Here is a 17,411-nt window from a genome sequence, read left to right on the forward strand (position 1 = left end):
GTTAGTCCATTCATTTGTTTTTCATCCCGCTTTGAGGGCAGAAAAACGCTGATTACATATGTTTATTTAAAATGCTGAGTACGCTGCGCAATTCTTCAACGGGAATCTGTCCGGGCGCTGATGCTTCTTTGCCCGCTCCGAACGTGCACGCTGACCCGAAGACTTCGCCGGCCAGGCGGCTGATCAGGCCTGTCCCCGCCATTGACATCGTGATGATCGGCCGGTCTGCGTATTGTGTTTTCATCGTGTGAGTGGCATCCAATAAGACGAAAACATCTTCAGTGCTTTGCGGCATCACCGCAATTTTCGGAATGTGCGCGCCGTACGCCTGCATGTTCCGCAGCCGGGAAATGATTTCTTCTTTTTTCGGTGTCTGATGAAAATCATGATTGGACATGACGACATATACGCCGTTATCTTCAGCGGTTTTCACAATTGATTTGACTTCCGCTTCTCCCGTAAACAACTCAACGTCTGCAAGGTCAATATGTTTTGTTTCGATGGCGGTTTTAAGCAATTCAATGTAAAAGCGGTCATCAATAACTTTATTTCCGCCTTCTTTATGGGTTCTGAATGTGAAAAGCAGCGGTGTTGCGCCTGCGGCTTTCCGCAGCTTTTCAAGCATGCCTTTTACGGCATCCAGGCTGTCAACATGCTCGTACACATCCGCCCGCCACTCAATGATATCCGGGCGAAGCCTGTTGACGGCTTCCGTTTCTTCGAGCAGTTCTTTCTCTCCGGCCGCCATCAGCGGCACAATGATCTTCGGAAGCCCTTCGCCGATGACCGTGTTTCTGATCGTGATAGATTGCATGATAAATCCTCTCCCTTAAAAAATAGTCAGGCTTTCATCACTTGCTTAAAGCGGATTCCGATAAACAATGCGAGAAGGGCGCTGACGGCCGCAATTCCGATATCAAGCAGAAAAACAGGCGTCAGGCCGGCCGCTTTGGATATCGCTCCCGTTACAAGCGGAATGACAATAAAAGATAAGCTTGATGCTATATTAACAAAAGATGTGATCGTACCTTTATTTTTAGGGAATAAAACAGCCATAACCGTCATCGCCAATTGCAGAATGCCCGCAGTTGAAAGTCCGATGACAAAGGAGCTGATGACTGATACGGCCGGCTGATGAATGAAAATCAGAGCAAGCAGCGCGATTGCCGCGATCACAGGGTACAGCACCATTACCGTAATCGGCTGAATCACTCTGTTTAACAGCACAGCCAGCAATAATACGGATACAAGCGCCCCGATGCTGTAATAGCTCAACAATTTGACGGCCTGCACCTCAGGCATGCCCAAAACGGTTTGCCCGAACTTAGGAAGCCATACTTGAACGAGCATAAACAGCGCCGTAGATGAAAAGCCTAACAGAATGATCGCAAGGCCTTCACGCCATATCGACGGCTGTGATGTGAACGCGTCATCAGACGGAGAGGCTTCCGTCCGGCCGCCGTCTTCTTTTTGCTTATGATTCGGAAACGGAACTTTTAACAGGAAAAAGCCGTTCAGGAAGAAAATAATGCCCGGTACGAAAAACGTCCAGCCGTAAAACAAATGCCTGTCCGCAATAAACGCGATAAAAAACGGAAGCACCGTCGCGCCGATGGATACAAACGCTTTGATTAACACGGTTGCAGAGCTTGCGTTTTTCGGAAATCCTTCAATAAGCGCCGGATATGTCCCGGAATCCAAAAAGGAATTGGCGATCCCGGCGAAAATGGCGAAGATAAACGCAGCTGTATAGTTTGTCGAAAGCGGAATTCCGATTAGGAAAATCAGATACAGAAAGGCGCCCGATACGATAAACGGCCGTCTCCCGAATGTATCCGAAAGCTTCCCGGCAAACAGAAGCGAAATCAGCTTCCCGATTCCGATGGCGGAGACCAAATAGCTGACCCCGGCTGCGGATGTATGAAGCTGTTTTGATAATGCCTCCATATTGGATGCGATAATAATATTGATCATGCCCAGCAGGAAATAGTTAATATAAAGACCCGCTGCCATTTTGGTGTATATGTTTTTCATGATGACATCCCCTAATGCGGTTAATAAAGAATTAAATTATTTTTTAAATTGATAAAAGAACAGCACCATTCCCCTTTATTGAACCACTGCCTTTCTTTGAAAACTGTTTGATAAAACGGTTGAAAAACAAACTTGAATAACGCTGAGATCACAACGAGTATATCGTTCTACTAAATAAAAAAAGATAAGCGGCCCGCTCATTTAGTATATCGTTCTACCAAGTTCACAGTTACTATACTCCTTCTTTTTATATGTGTCAAACCGATGAACTTTTTTTACTTTTTTAAATCAAAAAAAGACCTGCCGTTTTTCGGCAGGTCTGACATGGGTTTATTTTCTGAGAGAGGCGAGCTCCTCGGCAATGGCCTGCATTTCACTCGGGCTGAATGATGCTTTTTTCATGACCATTTGATGAAGGTATGTAAGATCTTCTATTTTTTCATCACTGAAATCTTCCGCTCTGATGACGCCGACATTGAGCATGTTGAGCTTTTGCGAAATGTCTTCAATCATTTTGTTTAACGTTTCTGTTTGTTGGCTCGGCAAATTCATGCATCCTTTCATGACCGTTTTCGTACCCTTTATTCTAACAGAATTCATTTAGAATAAAAGCTTATTTCCACAGCCGCAGAAAAGTTGCTAAGATGATGATAAGGTTTTTGATCCTCAAAATGCGGGGAAAGAATAGGGAGGTTATCGATATGATACATGTGCTGTTTGTCTGTCTGGGAAATATTTGCCGGTCGCCTATGGCAGAGGCGGTATTTTCTGATATGGTGAAGAAAAACGGGCTGAACGGGCAGATTAACATTGATTCAGCGGGAATCGGCGCCTGGCATGCGGGAAATCCGCCGCATGAAGGGACAAAGGAGATCCTGGAGAAGAAAGGGATCAGCGCAAGCGGCATCACGGCGAGGCAGGTCCGTGAGTCTGATCTGACCGATTTTGATTACGTCATTGCGATGGATGCAGAAAATATCGGACATCTGCGCAGCATGGCCGGTTATAAAAAAGCGGCGCCGCGTATTGCAAGGCTGCTTGATTATGTACCGGAGTCGGACCTTGCGGACGTGCCCGATCCGTATTATACCGGGAATTTCAGCGAGGTGTACGCTTTGGTCGAATCCGGGTGCCGTCATTTGCTGGAGACAATAAAGAAAGACCATCATTTATAAGGGGGATTGACCGATGAAGCAGACACGCATCATGGCAAAAGCGATTCTGATCGGCGCTGCCGCCGGAGGAGCACTGTCCTTATTACATAAGCCGACGAGAGAGGCATGTTTCCGGAACATGGACGCGTGCAGGCGGCGTGCGGCATTTTACCGGAAACATCCTGAAGCCCTGAAGCAGCAGGCTTCCGCAAAAATGGATCAAGTGAAAATCTTCGCCAATACCGTATCGGAAGATCTGGGTTTTTTAAACGGGCAGATCACCAAGCTGAAGCAGACGACGCCGCAGGTCATTGACCTGTTAAAAGAAACGAAGGAGCATTTTTCGAAAAACGATCATTGAGGTGGGATGTCATGAGTTTTATAAAGGAGCTGTTTGCAAGGTTTTCTCTGCATGAAGGACAAAGTAAATCGGCGGAGCTGGCGTATTTTTTCCTGCTGTCATTGTTTCCGTTGATGATTTTCATGCTGACGCTCACCGCCTATCTTCCCATATCTGCAGAAGACGTGCTCGGGGCGGTCGATCAATACGCGCCCGACAGCGCCATGTCCATGGTGAAATCCATTACGGAGCAAACGCTGAACAAGCGCAGCGGCGGGCTTTTGTCATTCGGGATTATCGCCGTCATCTGGTCGGCTTCGAATGGTATGAACGCGATTGTCAGAGCATTTAACCATGCCTACGAAGTCGAGGAAAACCGCTCATTTATCATCATTCGCCTGACCTCAATTTTTTTAACCATCGCGATGGTGGTTACGATTTTAATCGCATTGCTTCTGCCGGTGTTCGGCAGAGAAATCGGAATGCTGGCCGCAGATTTCATCGGCGCCTCCGGCCTGTTTTTGCAGGTGTGGTCGGTTGTCCGCTGGGGTATCAGTCCGCTTATCCTGTTAATCGTGTTTACCGCGCTTTACATTTTCGCGCCGAATAAAAGGCTTTCCCTCCGTTTTGTGCTGCCGGGAGCCGTATTCGCGGCAGCCGGCTGGATTATCGTCAGTATGCTGTTCTCATTTTACGTCGGCACCTTTGCCAACTACAGCGCCACATACGGGAGCATCGGGGGAATTATCGTCCTTATGATCTGGTTTTATCTTACGGGAACACTGCTGATTTTAGGAGGAGAAATCAACGCGCTTTTACATAAACGTAAAAAGCTTCCTGATGAAAATCCGTACCGCGGGAGCAAGCTATAGAGGAACGGATGACGTTCAAGCTGAAAAACGGAGGGGAATCGATTATGACCAAGCATACGAAAAAAGGCGGAAGCCATAATAAACAAAACTCAAAAAACGGCCCGAAGAATAAAACAAGCGGAAGCGCTAACGGGCAGAACGGATACCACTAGAAAGAAGCCGCCTGACTCAGATCAGGCGGCTTTTTTATGAGGCCGGAAAAGAATGGGATTCGGATGCGGGACTGTGCTTTGTTTTCCCGAAGACGAGCGCAAGCCAAATACAGACCAGAATCACCGTAATAAAGTAAAACAAGTTGGCGCTTTCAAACCGCTGCATATACCAGCCGCCCGCCACCGGGCCGATCATGCTGCCGAGGCTGAAGGAAATGCCGCAGAGCAGATTGCCCGCCGGCAGCAGATGGGACGGCAGCAGGTCGCTCATATAGCTGATGCCGAGGGAAAACATACTGCCGACCGCCATTCCCGCCGTGAAAAAGCAGCAGCCGATGACAGAAGGTGACGGAAACAGTCCGGCCGTCAAAAAGCAAAGGGCACCCGTTAATAAGATGACGAGCAGGACACGTTTTCTCCCGAATCGATCGCTTAATAAACCGAGAGGGAACTGGAATACAATACTTCCGATAGCAAAAGCGGGCAATATCAGCGCGACGGCATCAACGGATATGCCTAAACGCAGGGCGTACACGGGAAAGCTTCCGTTCAGCGCCGTTTCTAAAAAACCGTACCCGAAAGCCGGGAGAAAAGCGACCCAGCCGAAAAGAAGAGCGCGGTAAAACCGTTTTGCGCTGTTATCCCCGGATGTTTCATCCGGACCTTGCGCCGGGTACTCGTTACGTAAGGCAAACACAAACAGCCAGGCGGCAAGACTGATACAGCCGGATACGATAAACGGAAGGGAAGGACTTGTTTTCACAAGAGGGACCATGAACGGGCCGACAGCGAATCCAAGCCCGAAGGACAGTCCGTACAGCGAAATGTTTCTTCCTCTGTTTCGGGGCGTTGACTTTGACGTCACCCACGTTTGGGTTGAAAAATGCAGCATATGATCCCCGATTCCGATAAGCAGCCGCAGAAAAAACCATAACCATATGGATTGAAGCCAAATAAAACTGAATAAGCTGATGATAACAAGAAATCCGCCCATGACCATCAGAGGTTTGAATCCGAGCTTGCGCAGCGGGGCCTCCATAAACGGCGACGCCAGAAGCACACCGATATAAAGGCCGGTTGCGTGAAGTCCGTTTATGGCTGCGGATTCTCCGTTCGTTTCAAAAATGACGGAGATCACCGGCAGAAGCATGCCTTGGGAAAATCCGGAGATGGAAACAAGCAGAACCAAAATAAAGAAGTACAGTCGTGACATCGCGTATTTCTCCTTCTTCAGTCTCTTTCTTGATCGTACACGGATTTGTCGCGTCCGGCAACCTGAAAATGCCAATTCGGGCTGCCGCGGAAGTGTAATTGAGGGAGTTTTTGAGAAGGATATAAAAAGACTCATTCGAAAAAAGGAGCCAGGCAGATATGAATCGGATTTTTTTCTTTACGGCTGCGGCGGGAGTGCCGCTTTCAGTCATCGGCGGCCTGATGCACTGGCCGTCAGCGGTTTTGTTTATTATTTATTGCTTGACGATTATTGCGCTTGCAAGTTATATGGGGAGAGCGACCGAATCTCTTGCCATTATCGCGGGACCGCGGATCGGCGGTCTGCTGAATGCCACGTTCGGCAATGCGGTAGAGCTGATTATATCGCTTTTTGCCTTAAAAGAAGGGCTGACGGGCATCGTGCTTGCTTCACTGACCGGTTCGGTGCTCGGCAATCTTCTGCTCGTCGCGGGACTGTCGTTTTTTATCGGCGGTTTGAAATACAAGCGGCAGGAATTCAATATTCATGATGCCCGTCATAATTCTGGCCTGCTGATTTTTGCCATTATCGTAGCTTTTGTCATTCCCGAAGTGTTTTCCATGGATATGGGGGAAAAAAACAAGCTTGATTTGAGTGTCGGCATCAGCATCATCATGATCCTTTTGTACGTGGCAGCTCTTTATTTCAAGCTCGTCACCCACCGCGGTGTTTATCAGCCGAATCAGCCGGAGGCAAAGGAAGAAGAGGAGCAGCCTGAGTGGTCGGGGAAAAGAGCGACAGCCGTCTTATTTATTTCAACCATTATCGTCGCCTACATATCTGAAAACCTTGTCCATACGTTTCATGCGGTGGCTGAACAGTTCGGCTGGAGCGAGCTGTTTATCGGAGTGATTATCGTCGCAATCGTCGGAAATGCCGCAGAGCATGCGTCGGCGATTATTATGGCGTACAAAGACAAAATGGATGTCGCCGTTGAAATCGCGGTAGGCTCGACTTTGCAGATCGCCATGTTTGTGGCTCCGGTTCTTGTGATCTGTTCCATCTTTTTTCCGGTCAATATGCCGCTTGTATTCACATTGCCCGAGCTTGTCGCGATGATATCATCCGTCCTTTTGATGACGATGATTTCAAATGACGGTGATTCGAACTGGTTTGAGGGGGCTACGCTCCTTGCCGCTTATGTCATCATGGCGATCGGTTTTTTCCTGCTTTAACCTGTAAAAAATGCGGATAACAACGATTGCGGAGGAAAAGACTAAAGGAAAATGCTATAGAAAGAGTGATATGATGAGAAAGCTGTTTCATGCCACACTGATTCTGCTGTTATCCTTTAGTTTTTTCGCAACGCCATCTGCCGGTGCAAAGAAACCGTTTAAAGTTCCCAACTCTGTCGTAAGCATTTCAAAGGAAAATACGTATCCGAATGCCTCACAGGACCAGCCGATGCTTCAGCCGAGCAAACTGGCAAAGGAATTGTTAGATACATCAGAGATCAATATCGAAAATCCGCATCTGATAAAGATGCTGAATGAATCCTCGGTTTCCGGTTCACCGCTTGCCATCGGATACCGGGCGACAATATTTCTCGGGAAATGGGCGCTCGGCTATCAATCGAACGAAACGGTCGCCAACTGGGAATATAAAAAAATCAACACAAACAGAGCGGATAACCGGGGCGGACAGCAAACCGCGGTTATCTCATACGCCCAAGAACAGCAATACAAAATCAAAGGCGGGCTTACAGCGAAGGTGCCGAACGCAGAAGACGTAAAAAGCATGATGATGCAAAAAGCGATGAAGAAAACAAAACTGCCGCTCGCGTTTGAAACGGTTATCGGCGCAGGCACAAAACGCGATCAAACCTACAAAATTTCTCCGCAGCGGCTCGGCTACCTGCACGCCTACGCTCCAGCCGTTAATGAAAAAGGAAAAGTAACATACGGTGAAGTGTATTTGGTGCTGAAAGGCAGCAAGCGGAAACTTGTCGTCAAAAATGTGACTTCGCAAGGAATCGGGGCTTGGATTCCGGTGCAGGATCATGTCACATTCGGTTTTCAAACGACAGCGCAGCCGAGATAAATAAAAAAAGCTGATTCCGGTTTGGGAATCAGCTTTTTTGTGTGTGATACATTTCCTCAAGCAATTGAACATTGTTGTTGTACAGCTCCCGGGCAAGAACGCGTCTCACCGCAAGGCTCGCCGAGAAGTATTCTGTGTCTTGAACCATGCCTTTGACGGTAAATTCAATGCCTCTGGTTAATTTGTTCAGACTCATAATTCCATGCACTTGAAACGGCTCCGCCGCATTGAGAAATTCATCCCGTTTCAATGAATCGCGAAGCTCATCATTGAGCATGTCACACGCTTTTTCTAAGATGGCATATACCCGCTCGGGATCTTCCTTGTAACTGATCACGACGGACTCGGTAATCCGCATATAATCAATGTTATAGTTTTGAAGCTGTCTGACCTCACCGTTAGATATGGTAAGCAGCTTGCCGGTCCACTCACGGATCTGGAGGGAACGGAGTCCGATTTCTTCCACTGTGCCGTTGAACAGATTGTTAATCGTCACGTAATCGCCTTTATGAAGCTGGCGTTCATATATTAAAAAGATACCGGCCAAAATGTCCTTGATTAACGACTGGGCGCCGAAACCGATGACGATACCGGCAACACCCGCCCCGGCTAAAATTCGGCCGAAATCATGAACAAATAAAGAAATGACGTAAAAGATAAAACCGATCGTCGCCGTATACTGGGTGATGGACCGGACGAGGCTCTCAATCGTCTTCCCTTTCCGTTCCTCTAAGAAATCTGTGCGTTTAAATAACACCTGGACAAAGCGGTTGATCAGAAAAACACCGGCGTAAAGCACGAGAGCGACGATGATGATCTCAACCACTTTGCTTTTCAAAATGTCCGTAATTGTCGTTTCCATCTTCTGTTAACCTCTGGCTTTTCGTAATGAAAAATCCGTGTCCTGATAATAACTGTTTTTGACAAGGACGTTCGGACCGAGGCACCGGACGTTTGTGCAGCGGCAGTTCAGCTCTTTGCTCAGCTTCGTCTGTCTCCACTTGTCATATGCTTCAGGAAGGCTGTCTGTTTTAATATTGCCGAGCGGCGGTGTATCGCCGAAATCCGTGACAATGATATTTCCGTCAAAAATGTTGACATTCAGGCGGGAGCGGCCGTCAGGGTCGTTTCGCACCGTAACGTTTTTCGCTTCCCGCAGGCGGCGGAGAAGCTTCTGGTCTTCTTCATCAGGACTGCATGCGTAAAACGGGAGCGTACCGAACAGCATCCATGTCTCTTCATCTCGAATGTCGAGCAGATGATGGATGGCCTGTCTCATGTCTTTCAGGCTGAGTGATTCAAGCGCGCTGGCGAAATCACTCGGATACATCGGATGGACTTCGTGCCGCTGGCATTTCATTTCTTCGGTAATTTGCCGGTGAATATGTTCGATATGCGGCAGTGTCCGTTTGTTGAGCATCGTTTCCGCTGAAACCATTACACCTGCTTCGACCAGCGTGCGGCTGTTTTCAATCATTTTGTCAAAATAGCGCGCCCGCTGTTCAAATGTCGGTTTCTTCTCCATCATCGCAAATCCGATGTCGGCAAAGTCCTCGACCGTTCCCCAGTTGTGAGAAATGTGAAGAACGTCCAAATAGGGAATAATCCGTTCGTAGCGCCCGATATCAAGCGTCAGGTTTGAATTGATCTGTGTGCGCACGCCGCGTTCATGCGCATATTTTAAAAGCGGGACGACGTATTCCTTTACCGATTTCAGCGAAAGCATCGGTTCGCCGCCCGTAATGCTGATAGAGCGTAACAGAGGAATTTCATCAAGCCGCTTTAATAAAAGGTCGATCGGCAGCGCATTCGGGTCTTTCGGCTGGAGCGTGTACCCGACGGCGCAGTGCTCGCATCTCATATTGCACAAAGTCGTCGTTGTGAATTCAACGTTCGTCAGTTTCATATCTCCATACTGGTCGACATCCATGTACGCTTCCCAAGGATCGTACTCCGGTGTGATCGGACGCAGTGTTGTGTTTTGTGTCATGACTATCTAACTCCTTTATAAATGGGGCATACTAACGTCTGCCAACTGTTAATTTTAGACCTGATCAGCCAAGATCGCAAGTAGCGGAACCATTGAAAAACGGCAAAAAATACGCTACCATTATAAAAAATGAATGGAGTGGAAGTATGGGGAATGCAGTAAACAGCAAAGATCAGCAGCTCGATTACCTAAAGAACAGACTCGATATGTTTATGAATGTCATTGATTCATTAGACCCTGAATCAACGGACGTTGAAGATATAGACCGGCTCATCGGCATGCTTGATGATCTGGAAGCAAAATACGAACGCTTTAAAAAGGATTGGGAATAAACCCCGGCGGATGCCGGGGTTTTTCTTTTTCCATAATGCGGCTGTATAAAAGGGCAGGGCCTACTGCAAAATAAGGAAAAATGCAGAAGGAGTGCTGGTCATGAAATGGTTTTGTTCAATTTGCTGCATGGCCGTTTTACTTGCGGGAGGCATCAACAGCGCAGAGGCCGTTCCGAATGAACGGATAAACTGGGGCTTTAAACGCAGCGTCAATCATCAGCCGCCGGATGCCGGCAGACAGCTGGACAATCTGGTCAAAAAATATGATGCTTTTTATTTGGGCAATACGAAAGAAAAGACCATCTATTTAACGTTTGATAACGGATATGAAAATGGGTACACCCCGAAAGTGCTTGATGTGTTAAAAAAACATCACGTCACGGGCACTTTTTTTGTCACGGGTCATTTTGTGAAAGAGCAGCCTGATTTGATTAAACGGATGTCAAAGGAAGGCCATATCATCGGCAATCATTCTTTTCATCATCCTGATCTGACGACAAAAACGGGCGATCAGATTCAAGACGAACTCGATTCCGTCACGGAAGCTGTGTACAACATTACCGGAAAGCGGGACAATCTGTATCTCCGTCCGCCGCGCGGCGTGTTCAGCGAATATGTCCTCAAAGAAACGAAGCGCCTCGGCTACCAAACCGTTTTCTGGTCCGTCGCATTTGTCGACTGGAAGGTTAACGAGCAAAAAGGGAAACAATACGCCTATGATCACATGATAAAGCAGGCGCATCCCGGCGCGATCTACCTTCTTCACACCGTTTCAAAGGACAATTCAGAAGCTCTGGACGATGCCATTACCGATCTGAAAAAAGAAGGCTACACGTTTAAAAGCATTGATGACCTGATGTTTGAGAAAGAAATGAAGCTGCCGTCTTTGTAACGGGAAGCGCCTCATCATATAGTCTTATCTTGATGCAGGCGTCAAAACCCTTACGCCATAAACATCACTGAGATGAAACCTGCTCCCAGTTAAAGGGGGCAGGTTTTTTTTGCCCCTCTAATTAAGAGATAGTTAAGAAATAGTTAATCTCCAGTTAAAAACGCATTCCTATACTATTGTACATAAGCATTAGGAAAGTAGGTCTGGATCAATGCAGGAAATAATTAAAACGACAAATTTAACAAAAGTTTATGGAAAACAAAAGTCAGTTGATAACCTCAACATAACAGTTAATGAAGGAGATATTTACGGGTTTCTGGGGAGAAACGGGGCAGGTAAAACAACGACAATAAGAATGCTGCTGGGCCTGATAAAGCCTACTCATGGAAAGATTGAGATATTCGGTGAGGATTTACATACGAATAAGAAAGACATTCTAAAAAGAATTGGTTCAATTGTAGAAGTACCAGGATTCTATGGAAACCTCACGGCTAAAGAAAACCTTGAAATAAATGCCAGGATCGTTGGAATTCACAAAAAAAATGCAATTGAAGAAGCATTAGAAATTGTGGGATTAGAGAATGAAACCAAAAAGCTTGTAGGCAAATACTCTTTGGGAATGAAGCAAAGACTTGGCATCGCCCGATCTCTTCTTCACTATCCGGAATTACTAATATTAGATGAACCGACGAATGGTTTAGATCCGATTGGGATTAAAGAGATGAGAAGGCTCATTAAAACATTAGCTGAAGAAAGAAAAATTACTCTGCTGATATCGAGCCATATCCTGTCTGAGATTGAACAATTAGTTGATCATTTGGGCATTATTCACGAGGGAAAACTGTTAGAGGAAACCGAATTTGATACTCTCCGGAAGAGAAATCGAAAGTTTCTTGAGTTTCAAGTTTCGAATGATAATAAAGCTGCGATGCTTTTAGAGAAACATTTTCAGATCTTTGACTACGAAGTACATGGTGACGGAATTATCCGCATTTTCTCGCATATTGGACAACAGGGAGCAATTAATAAATTACTTGTTCAGAACGATATTGAGGTGTTTAAAATTTTGATGAGTGAAGACCGCCTGGAGGATTATTTCACAAAATTGGTTGGGGGTGGAACCATTGGTTAATCTGTTATATGCAGAGTTACTAAAACTCAGAAGGTCTGCGATGCTTCTAATAAGTACGATAGGAGCTTCGGTCGTCCCATTTATGGTTGTCGTTGCATCTTATGTACAGATAAAGACTGAGAATCCCGCTCCTGTCATAAAATTTCATGAACTTTTCAGCAACGCTAACTTATATACAGTCTTGGTAGTGGGGGTTCCGCTGTATGGAGTTGTTGCCGCTTATATTTTTAACAGGGAATACATGGATGATACACTGAAAAACCTTTTAACCATACCCGTTTCCAGAATCAATCTGATACTTAGTAAACTATTGCTGCTATTTATCTGGATATTCTTTTTAACTTTAGTTGCGTGGGGGCTTACTTTATTACTGGGTGTGATCTTGCAATTCCCGGGTCTCAGCCAATCACTCATACTCAAATCATTTTTGCACTTTGCAATTGGGGGAGTTTTACTATTTGTTTTATCAACACCTATTGTTCTGATCACAGTTGTTCTAAAGAATTACGTACCTACCATTATTTTTACAATCCTAATTACTTTGATAAATATTATGACAGCTAACTCAGAACACAGAGGATTGTTCCCGTGGGCAGCAGCCGGAGACATTTCAATGAATACGCTTCTCCCTACTTATCCTCCGGAGTACTCCTATGCAGGAATTGCCCTAATCTCAATATTGGGATTTGCTTCCTTGGTGATCTATTTTAACAAAGCGGATATACATTAATGTTTATGAAAGACTTTCAAGTGAAAAGCCGATTGATTTGTGCCGCATAAATTCCGTGAAAATATAAATGAGTGTTTAAATAGGAGGATGGTATAAGTGTCTTTTTCAGAGATGAATATGACCGCTTTTCGTGCTGTAAACGATCTGGGAAAAGAATATCCATTTCTAAACTCAGCAATGGTCATACTTGCTGAATATGCAGTGTTTATTTTAGCACTCGTTATGCTTGTTTTCTGGTTTACCCGAAATGATAGAAACAGAATGATGGTCATACAGGCGGGAGTGGCATTCATTATAGCAGAGATGATCGGGAAAATTGCCGGTCAACTCTATTCCAATCATCAACCATTTGCAGTTCTTTCAAATGTTAACAAACTGGTAGATCATGCGGTGGATAATTCATTTCCAAGCGATCACACCATCCTATTCTTTTCTATCTCATTTTCTTTTTGGCTTGTATATAAAAAAACAGGCTGGATCTGGATCATATTTGCGCTTAGTGTAGCTGTTTCACGCATATGGGTAGGTGTACACTATCCTTTCGATGTTGCTGCAGGAGCTCTTTTTGGAATTATATCAGCTGTGTTATCGTATTGGATTGTACCAAGGCTTGCATTGACTAAAAAAGTTCTTACTCTTTATGAAAAGGGGGAGGGCTGTATTTTACCCCGAAAAGAGAGGTCGAAAAATGTTTAGGCGGATGAGAAACACCTGTATGAACCAGGTGTTTTTGTTCGTTCGAGCACAAACAAAAAACTCATATTGATGATTGATCAACAGGTAATAATTTAGCGGATAGGGGACAAATTCCCGACATAAAAACATAATCGAAATACTGATCTTGTTGGAATTAGGGCTTACTCTTTAAATATCATGACGTTTGTGTCAAAGTTATATTTGGAAGCTGAGCGTTACAATTTTCATAAGCCGACAAATTGAATACACCTGTGTTTATATAAAATACTGAAAATTGGCTAAAAGATCACATGATAGATTGCATATCATGTAATAATGAATACCCACTGTTACTTACATAAATACAAAAAATATGAAGGCGGGTGTCATGAAGTGAAAGAAATTCGTGTCCTTATCGCTGATGATGAAAAAGTGATCAGAGATTTATTAAAAAAATACATTGAACGGGAACTTTATTTAGCAGATGTTGCAAAGGATGGACAGGAAGCTTTGGCATTATTTGAACAAAATACTTATCACCTCGTAATATTGGATCTCATGATGCCAAAAATGGATGGGATTGAAGTATGCAGAAAACTAAGAGAAAAAACCAATGTGCCAATACTTATGCTTACTGCAAAGGACCATGAAGCTGACAAAATTGTAGGGTTGAGTATAGGAGCAGATGATTATATTACAAAACCTTTTAGCGTAAACGAGGTTGTGGCCAGAATTAAGGCTCTGATGAGAAGGTTTTTCATTTTAGGGAGCGGCAGCGGAACAGAAGAGAAGCCGCTGCTGAAATATAAAGGTTTATCAATTGATGTGAAAAGATATATCGTATGCGTTGCAGGTGAAGAAATATCATTAACCGCAAAAGAGCTGGAGCTGCTGAAATTTATGGCTTCCAATCCGGAACAGGTATTTACGAAGGCTCAGTTGTTTCGGAATGTTTGGGGCAATCATTACTTAGAAGATGACAATACCGTGATGGTTCACATAAGAAAGCTGAGAAAAAAAATAGAAAAAGACCCATCTAATCCTCAATTTATACAAACAGTTTGGGGGATAGGATACAAATTTGCAGGTGAGAAAGATGAGTCGTAAAATCATATATCTTATGTTTCTGCAGATTACACTGATTTGCCTCAATTGTTTATATGACTGGCAGCACCAAGAGCTTAACACTGTTAAATTGGTTGTCTATGGTCTGCTGATCGGTTTGTCTGTAATCCTTATTACAATTTACTGCAAATTCAACAATGAGCTCATTCAAATGATCCATGCGGTTAAGCGGACATTAAATGGGAACTTAACGACAAGAATATTTGCGAATGGGGCTCCGATATTTAATGAAATGGTTTTTTCAATAAACGAATTGATCGAGAAGTTAGAGAAAATACAGGTGGAAACGATTCAAACGCACGCAGCGAGAAAAAGCCTGTTATCAAGCATATCACACGATATTCGCACACCGCTTACATCAATTATAGGATATTTAGATGCGTTGAAAGACGATATTGCAGCCTCGGAAGAAGAAAAGAAAGAATACGTAAACATTGTTTCAAAGAAGTCGAATCATTTAAAGCAGTTAATTGATGAAATATTTAACATGGCTAAACTGGATGCAGATGAAATGCCGATGCAGCCAGATATTATTGACTTTTCTGAAGTAACCAGAGAGTTATTGATTGAATACTTGCCGGAGATAAAAAGAAATGAATTAGAGCTTAAAATAAATATTCCTGAAAGAAAGTGTCTTATTATGGCGGATCGTCTAAGTATCGTTAGAATTATTGAGAATATCTTGAAGAATGCCATCCTTTACGGAAAAGAAGGAAAGGTTCTTGGCATAGAACTTAAAGAGAATGACAAAGAATTTGAACTGCTGATCTGGGATAGGGGGCCGGGGATACCAAAGACAGAATCAGAGAAGGTATTTGAGAGGATGTACAGGGGAGACTTATCCAGAAGCTCAGGACACTCGGGAAGCGGTTTAGGACTCTCAATTGCCAAAGCATTAATTGAGAAAAATCAAGGGAGAATATGGGTTGACAGCACCCCTTATATAAAAACAACATTCGGCATTGCATTTGGAAAAATAAAATTAATACGGACATGAATGGAATGATTACAAAGAAACAGACGCTTATAATAGCCAAGAAACCAATGTGTTCTCTAACACATTGGTTTCATTTTTCCTAAACGGGAGAGGTTTTCACTGCTTATTTGATACATTTAATCAAAGCAGCCCAATCCAGATCCCCGAAGCCTTGTGCGACCCCGCTTTCAAAATGGCTCTTGGCCAGCTCGGCAAGAGGGAGTTTTGCGGAAACCTGTTCAGCGGCGGCGAGCGCCAGATTGGTATCCTTCAGCCCTAAAGACATTTTGAAACCGGCCGGCTCAAATTTCTCCTCAGCCATCATGGTTCCGTAATTTTGATAGACGGGAGAGCCAAAGAGCGCGCCGGCGATTTCTAAAAATTGTTTCCGTTCTAACCCGTATTTCTCCATCATTAAGAATGATTCAGATAACGCCTCCAGCATGGACACGAGCAAGAAATTGACGCTGATTTTCGCGGCATTGGCCGTTTTTGTTTCTTCACCAGTGTCCAATACTTGCTGACTCAGGATGTTAAGCAGCGGTTCGGCCTTTTTCTTCGCTTCTGCCGGTCCGGCTGTGATGATGCGGAGTTCGGCCTTCTCGGCGGCATCGGGGCGGCCGAGGACGGGAGCGGCGATAAAGGACTGCCCTCTGCCCGAATGTGCGGCGGAAAGCTGTTCTGACAGCGTTGTACTGATCGTGCTCATCGAAATATGAATGCCGTTTTCAGATAACCCGGCAATAATGCCGCAAGCTCCGAAAGTCACGTCTGTTACGGCTTCATCGTCTGACAGCATGGACAGCACGATATCCGCATGTTCAGCTGCCTGGCGGGGCGTTTCGGCATATTCGGCCCCTTTTTCCAGCAGGTCAGCCGCTTTTTCTTTCGTCCGGTTATATACAGTCAGGCTGTATCCGGCTTTCATGATATTTTCGGCGATGGGGCGGCCCATATTGCCGAGTCCGACGATGGCGATCTTCATTTGACAGTCCCTCCAATGAAAAGTTTTCCACCATTATACATGCAAAATGGTTAATCCGCTGTGTACAGGATTGCCACTTTCAGTTCAGGTTCGGAAGACCATCCGGAGTCTGAGGCGGCTTTCCCCTTATAAAATCCGGTAAACCGCGTTTTAATGATTGTTTTTGAACGGGGTTTTACAGTGAATGTTTTTGATTTGAATGTGACGTCCTTTATGTTTTCTGATAAATCCGGGGTGACAGAAATGGTTTGTTCCCCTTTTCCGTAATGATTGATATAAAGCGTGCAGCTCATGCCCGCTCTTTTTCGCTCAACCAGATGACTGCATTCGCTGCGGTGCTTCAAATATTCGACAGCCTCTTTTTCGGGCGCGAACTGTTTTAAGGAAAAAGCAGCATATTCAGTGGCGGGACTGATACCGGAAGCGGCCCCCATACTGAGAAAGATCAGAAACAGCCCCGCTGCGGGAAGCGTCCGCCTGAACGCGGCGGCACACCAGATTAACGCCGCAAAGTAAAGCAGGACCCCGGGGATGACGGAGATATGGGCTCCATCTTCCGGCCAAGAGGAATAGCCGAGCGACTCAAAGATGTAATCAGACACCGTACGGCCGTTATACAGCGGGGCAATGGACATGACACTGAAAGCCAGGAGGACAGAAGAAATGATTTTGTGAGAAAAGATGGTAACGGCGCACACCTCTTTACGTTTTTTTCCAGACTATCATGTTT

At 45.1% G+C, this 17,411-nt stretch carries 21 protein-coding genes; 13 read left to right on the forward strand and 8 right to left on the reverse strand.

The annotated features are described in order from the left end of the window. Positions 1-52 precede the first annotated feature (52 nt). The 3 genes from aroD to ACNFN4_RS13925 form a co-directional block, all read right to left on the reverse strand. Positions 53-814 (reverse strand): type I 3-dehydroquinate dehydratase, encoded by a 762-nt coding sequence (aroD, locus tag ACNFN4_RS13915; RefSeq protein WP_053285223.1) that lies wholly within the window; start codon positions 812-814, stop codon positions 53-55. A 26-nt stretch (positions 815-840) separates the two neighbouring features. Continuing rightward, the gene (locus ACNFN4_RS13920) at positions 841-2,034 is read right to left on the reverse strand and encodes an MFS transporter (protein WP_007408506.1); all 1,194 of its coding nucleotides are present in this window, start codon (positions 2,032-2,034) and stop codon (positions 841-843) included. A 330-nt stretch (positions 2,035-2,364) separates the two neighbouring features. Continuing rightward, positions 2,365-2,580, reverse strand: coding sequence for a DUF1128 domain-containing protein (locus ACNFN4_RS13925; RefSeq protein WP_003155571.1), 216 nt, complete (start codon positions 2,578-2,580; stop codon positions 2,365-2,367). Between the two features lie 155 nt (positions 2,581-2,735). Here ACNFN4_RS13925 and ACNFN4_RS13930 point away from each other — a divergent pair, with 155 nt between their 5' ends. The 4 genes from ACNFN4_RS13930 to ACNFN4_RS13945 are packed head-to-tail and all read left to right on the forward strand — an operon-like array spanning position 2,736 to position 4,552. After that, positions 2,736-3,209: a low molecular weight protein-tyrosine-phosphatase gene (locus ACNFN4_RS13930; protein ID WP_115941313.1), complete on the forward strand. Its 474-nt coding sequence runs from the start codon at positions 2,736-2,738 to the stop codon at positions 3,207-3,209. A gap of 13 nt (positions 3,210-3,222) precedes the next feature. Continuing rightward, a complete protein-coding gene (locus ACNFN4_RS13935; protein ID WP_103527060.1) occupies positions 3,223-3,549 on the forward strand; it encodes a hypothetical protein in 327 nt (108 codons plus the stop codon). An 11-nt stretch (positions 3,550-3,560) separates the two neighbouring features. Then, a complete protein-coding gene (locus tag ACNFN4_RS13940) occupies positions 3,561-4,400 on the forward strand; it encodes a YihY family inner membrane protein (protein WP_007408509.1) in 840 nt (279 codons plus the stop codon). 8 nt (positions 4,401-4,408) lie between these two features. Next, positions 4,409-4,552 (forward strand): hypothetical protein, encoded by a 144-nt coding sequence (locus tag ACNFN4_RS13945; RefSeq protein WP_017419116.1) that lies wholly within the window; start codon positions 4,409-4,411, stop codon positions 4,550-4,552. A 34-nt stretch (positions 4,553-4,586) separates the two neighbouring features. Here ACNFN4_RS13945 and ACNFN4_RS13950 read toward each other — a convergent pair whose 3' ends face one another. Next, complete coding sequence (locus tag ACNFN4_RS13950; RefSeq protein ID WP_029974039.1) at positions 4,587-5,765, reverse strand: MFS transporter; 1,179 nt, start codon at positions 5,763-5,765, stop codon at positions 4,587-4,589. A 158-nt stretch (positions 5,766-5,923) separates the two neighbouring features. Here ACNFN4_RS13950 and cax point away from each other — a divergent pair, with 158 nt between their 5' ends. Both cax and ACNFN4_RS13960 read left to right on the forward strand, forming a co-directional pair. After that, positions 5,924-6,979 (forward strand): calcium/proton exchanger, encoded by a 1,056-nt coding sequence (gene cax / locus ACNFN4_RS13955; protein WP_007408511.1) that lies wholly within the window; start codon positions 5,924-5,926, stop codon positions 6,977-6,979. Positions 6,980-7,049: 70 nt separating this feature from the next. Beyond that, complete coding sequence (locus tag ACNFN4_RS13960) at positions 7,050-7,844, forward strand: YfkD famly protein (protein ID WP_088056277.1); 795 nt, start codon at positions 7,050-7,052, stop codon at positions 7,842-7,844. 28 nt (positions 7,845-7,872) lie between these two features. Here the strand turns inward: ACNFN4_RS13960 and ACNFN4_RS13965 are convergent, their stop codons facing one another. Further along, positions 7,873-8,706: a mechanosensitive ion channel family protein gene (locus ACNFN4_RS13965; protein ID WP_095061137.1), complete on the reverse strand. Its 834-nt coding sequence runs from the start codon at positions 8,704-8,706 to the stop codon at positions 7,873-7,875. A gap of 6 nt (positions 8,707-8,712) precedes the next feature. After that, entirely contained in the window at positions 8,713-9,834 is a 1,122-nt protein-coding gene (gene yfkAB, locus ACNFN4_RS13970; RefSeq protein ID WP_014417201.1) for a radical SAM/CxCxxxxC motif protein YfkAB, read from the reverse strand. Positions 9,835-9,980: 146 nt separating this feature from the next. Between yfkAB and ACNFN4_RS13975 the strand changes: the two genes are divergently transcribed. The 7 genes from ACNFN4_RS13975 (at position 9,981) to ACNFN4_RS14005 (ending at position 15,717) form a co-directional block, all read left to right on the forward strand. Next, entirely contained in the window at positions 9,981-10,166 is a 186-nt protein-coding gene (locus ACNFN4_RS13975; protein WP_003155558.1) for an SE1561 family protein, read from the forward strand. A gap of 100 nt (positions 10,167-10,266) precedes the next feature. After that, positions 10,267-11,058 (forward strand): delta-lactam-biosynthetic de-N-acetylase, encoded by a 792-nt coding sequence (pdaA, locus tag ACNFN4_RS13980; RefSeq protein WP_014417202.1) that lies wholly within the window; start codon positions 10,267-10,269, stop codon positions 11,056-11,058. 211 nt (positions 11,059-11,269) lie between these two features. Next, a complete protein-coding gene (locus ACNFN4_RS13985; RefSeq protein ID WP_094296484.1) occupies positions 11,270-12,190 on the forward strand; it encodes an ABC transporter ATP-binding protein in 921 nt (306 codons plus the stop codon). Continuing rightward, entirely contained in the window at positions 12,183-12,920 is a 738-nt protein-coding gene (locus ACNFN4_RS13990) for an ABC transporter permease (RefSeq protein ID WP_022552758.1), read from the forward strand. The genes ACNFN4_RS13985 and ACNFN4_RS13990 overlap by 8 nt, the downstream gene beginning before the upstream one ends. Positions 12,921-13,016: 96 nt before the next feature. Beyond that, on the forward strand, positions 13,017-13,616 hold the full coding sequence (locus ACNFN4_RS13995) for an undecaprenyl-diphosphatase (RefSeq protein WP_448200259.1): 600 nt from the start codon (positions 13,017-13,019) through the stop codon (positions 13,614-13,616). Between the two features lie 372 nt (positions 13,617-13,988). Continuing rightward, entirely contained in the window at positions 13,989-14,702 is a 714-nt protein-coding gene (locus ACNFN4_RS14000; protein WP_014417206.1) for a response regulator transcription factor, read from the forward strand. After that, positions 14,692-15,717 (forward strand): sensor histidine kinase, encoded by a 1,026-nt coding sequence (locus ACNFN4_RS14005; protein WP_094296486.1) that lies wholly within the window; start codon positions 14,692-14,694, stop codon positions 15,715-15,717. Before ACNFN4_RS14000 ends, ACNFN4_RS14005 begins: the two co-directional genes overlap by 11 nt. Before the next feature lie 103 nt (positions 15,718-15,820). Here the strand turns inward: ACNFN4_RS14005 and ACNFN4_RS14010 are convergent, their stop codons facing one another. Both ACNFN4_RS14010 and ACNFN4_RS14015 read right to left on the reverse strand, forming a co-directional pair. After that, complete coding sequence (locus ACNFN4_RS14010) at positions 15,821-16,681, reverse strand: NAD(P)-dependent oxidoreductase (protein WP_014417208.1); 861 nt, start codon at positions 16,679-16,681, stop codon at positions 15,821-15,823. Between the two features lie 50 nt (positions 16,682-16,731). Beyond that, on the reverse strand, positions 16,732-17,379 hold the full coding sequence (locus ACNFN4_RS14015; protein ID WP_014720870.1) for a hypothetical protein: 648 nt from the start codon (positions 17,377-17,379) through the stop codon (positions 16,732-16,734). Positions 17,380-17,411: the final 32 nt, after the last annotated feature.

It is taken from the genome of Bacillus sp. N1(2025) (genome assembly GCF_053470005.1).

Coding starts and splice junctions, on each gene's coding strand:
- ACNFN4_RS13935 (WP_103527060.1), top strand. CDS start 3,223: ATGAAGCAGACACGCATCATGGCAAAAGCGATTCTGATCGGCGCTGCC.
- ACNFN4_RS13930 (WP_115941313.1), top strand. CDS start 2,736: ATGATACATGTGCTGTTTGTCTGTCTGGGAAATATTTGCCGGTCGCCT.
- ACNFN4_RS13940 (WP_007408509.1), top strand. CDS start 3,561: ATGAGTTTTATAAAGGAGCTGTTTGCAAGGTTTTCTCTGCATGAAGGA.
- aroD (WP_053285223.1), bottom strand. CDS start 814: ATGCAATCTATCACGATCAGAAACACGGTCATCGGCGAAGGGCTTCCG.
- ACNFN4_RS13985 (WP_094296484.1), top strand. CDS start 11,270: ATGCAGGAAATAATTAAAACGACAAATTTAACAAAAGTTTATGGAAAA.
- pdaA (WP_014417202.1), top strand. CDS start 10,267: ATGAAATGGTTTTGTTCAATTTGCTGCATGGCCGTTTTACTTGCGGGA.
- cax (WP_007408511.1), top strand. CDS start 5,924: ATGAATCGGATTTTTTTCTTTACGGCTGCGGCGGGAGTGCCGCTTTCA.
- ACNFN4_RS14005 (WP_094296486.1), top strand. CDS start 14,692: ATGAGTCGTAAAATCATATATCTTATGTTTCTGCAGATTACACTGATT.
- ACNFN4_RS13950 (WP_029974039.1), bottom strand. CDS start 5,765: ATGTCACGACTGTACTTCTTTATTTTGGTTCTGCTTGTTTCCATCTCC.
- ACNFN4_RS13965 (WP_095061137.1), bottom strand. CDS start 8,706: ATGGAAACGACAATTACGGACATTTTGAAAAGCAAAGTGGTTGAGATC.
- ACNFN4_RS13960 (WP_088056277.1), top strand. CDS start 7,050: ATGATGAGAAAGCTGTTTCATGCCACACTGATTCTGCTGTTATCCTTT.
- yfkAB (WP_014417201.1), bottom strand. CDS start 9,834: ATGACACAAAACACAACACTGCGTCCGATCACACCGGAGTACGATCCT.
- ACNFN4_RS13975 (WP_003155558.1), top strand. CDS start 9,981: ATGGGGAATGCAGTAAACAGCAAAGATCAGCAGCTCGATTACCTAAAG.
- ACNFN4_RS13920 (WP_007408506.1), bottom strand. CDS start 2,034: ATGAAAAACATATACACCAAAATGGCAGCGGGTCTTTATATTAACTAT.
- ACNFN4_RS14010 (WP_014417208.1), bottom strand. CDS start 16,681: ATGAAGATCGCCATCGTCGGACTCGGCAATATGGGCCGCCCCATCGCC.
- ACNFN4_RS13945 (WP_017419116.1), top strand. CDS start 4,409: ATGACGTTCAAGCTGAAAAACGGAGGGGAATCGATTATGACCAAGCAT.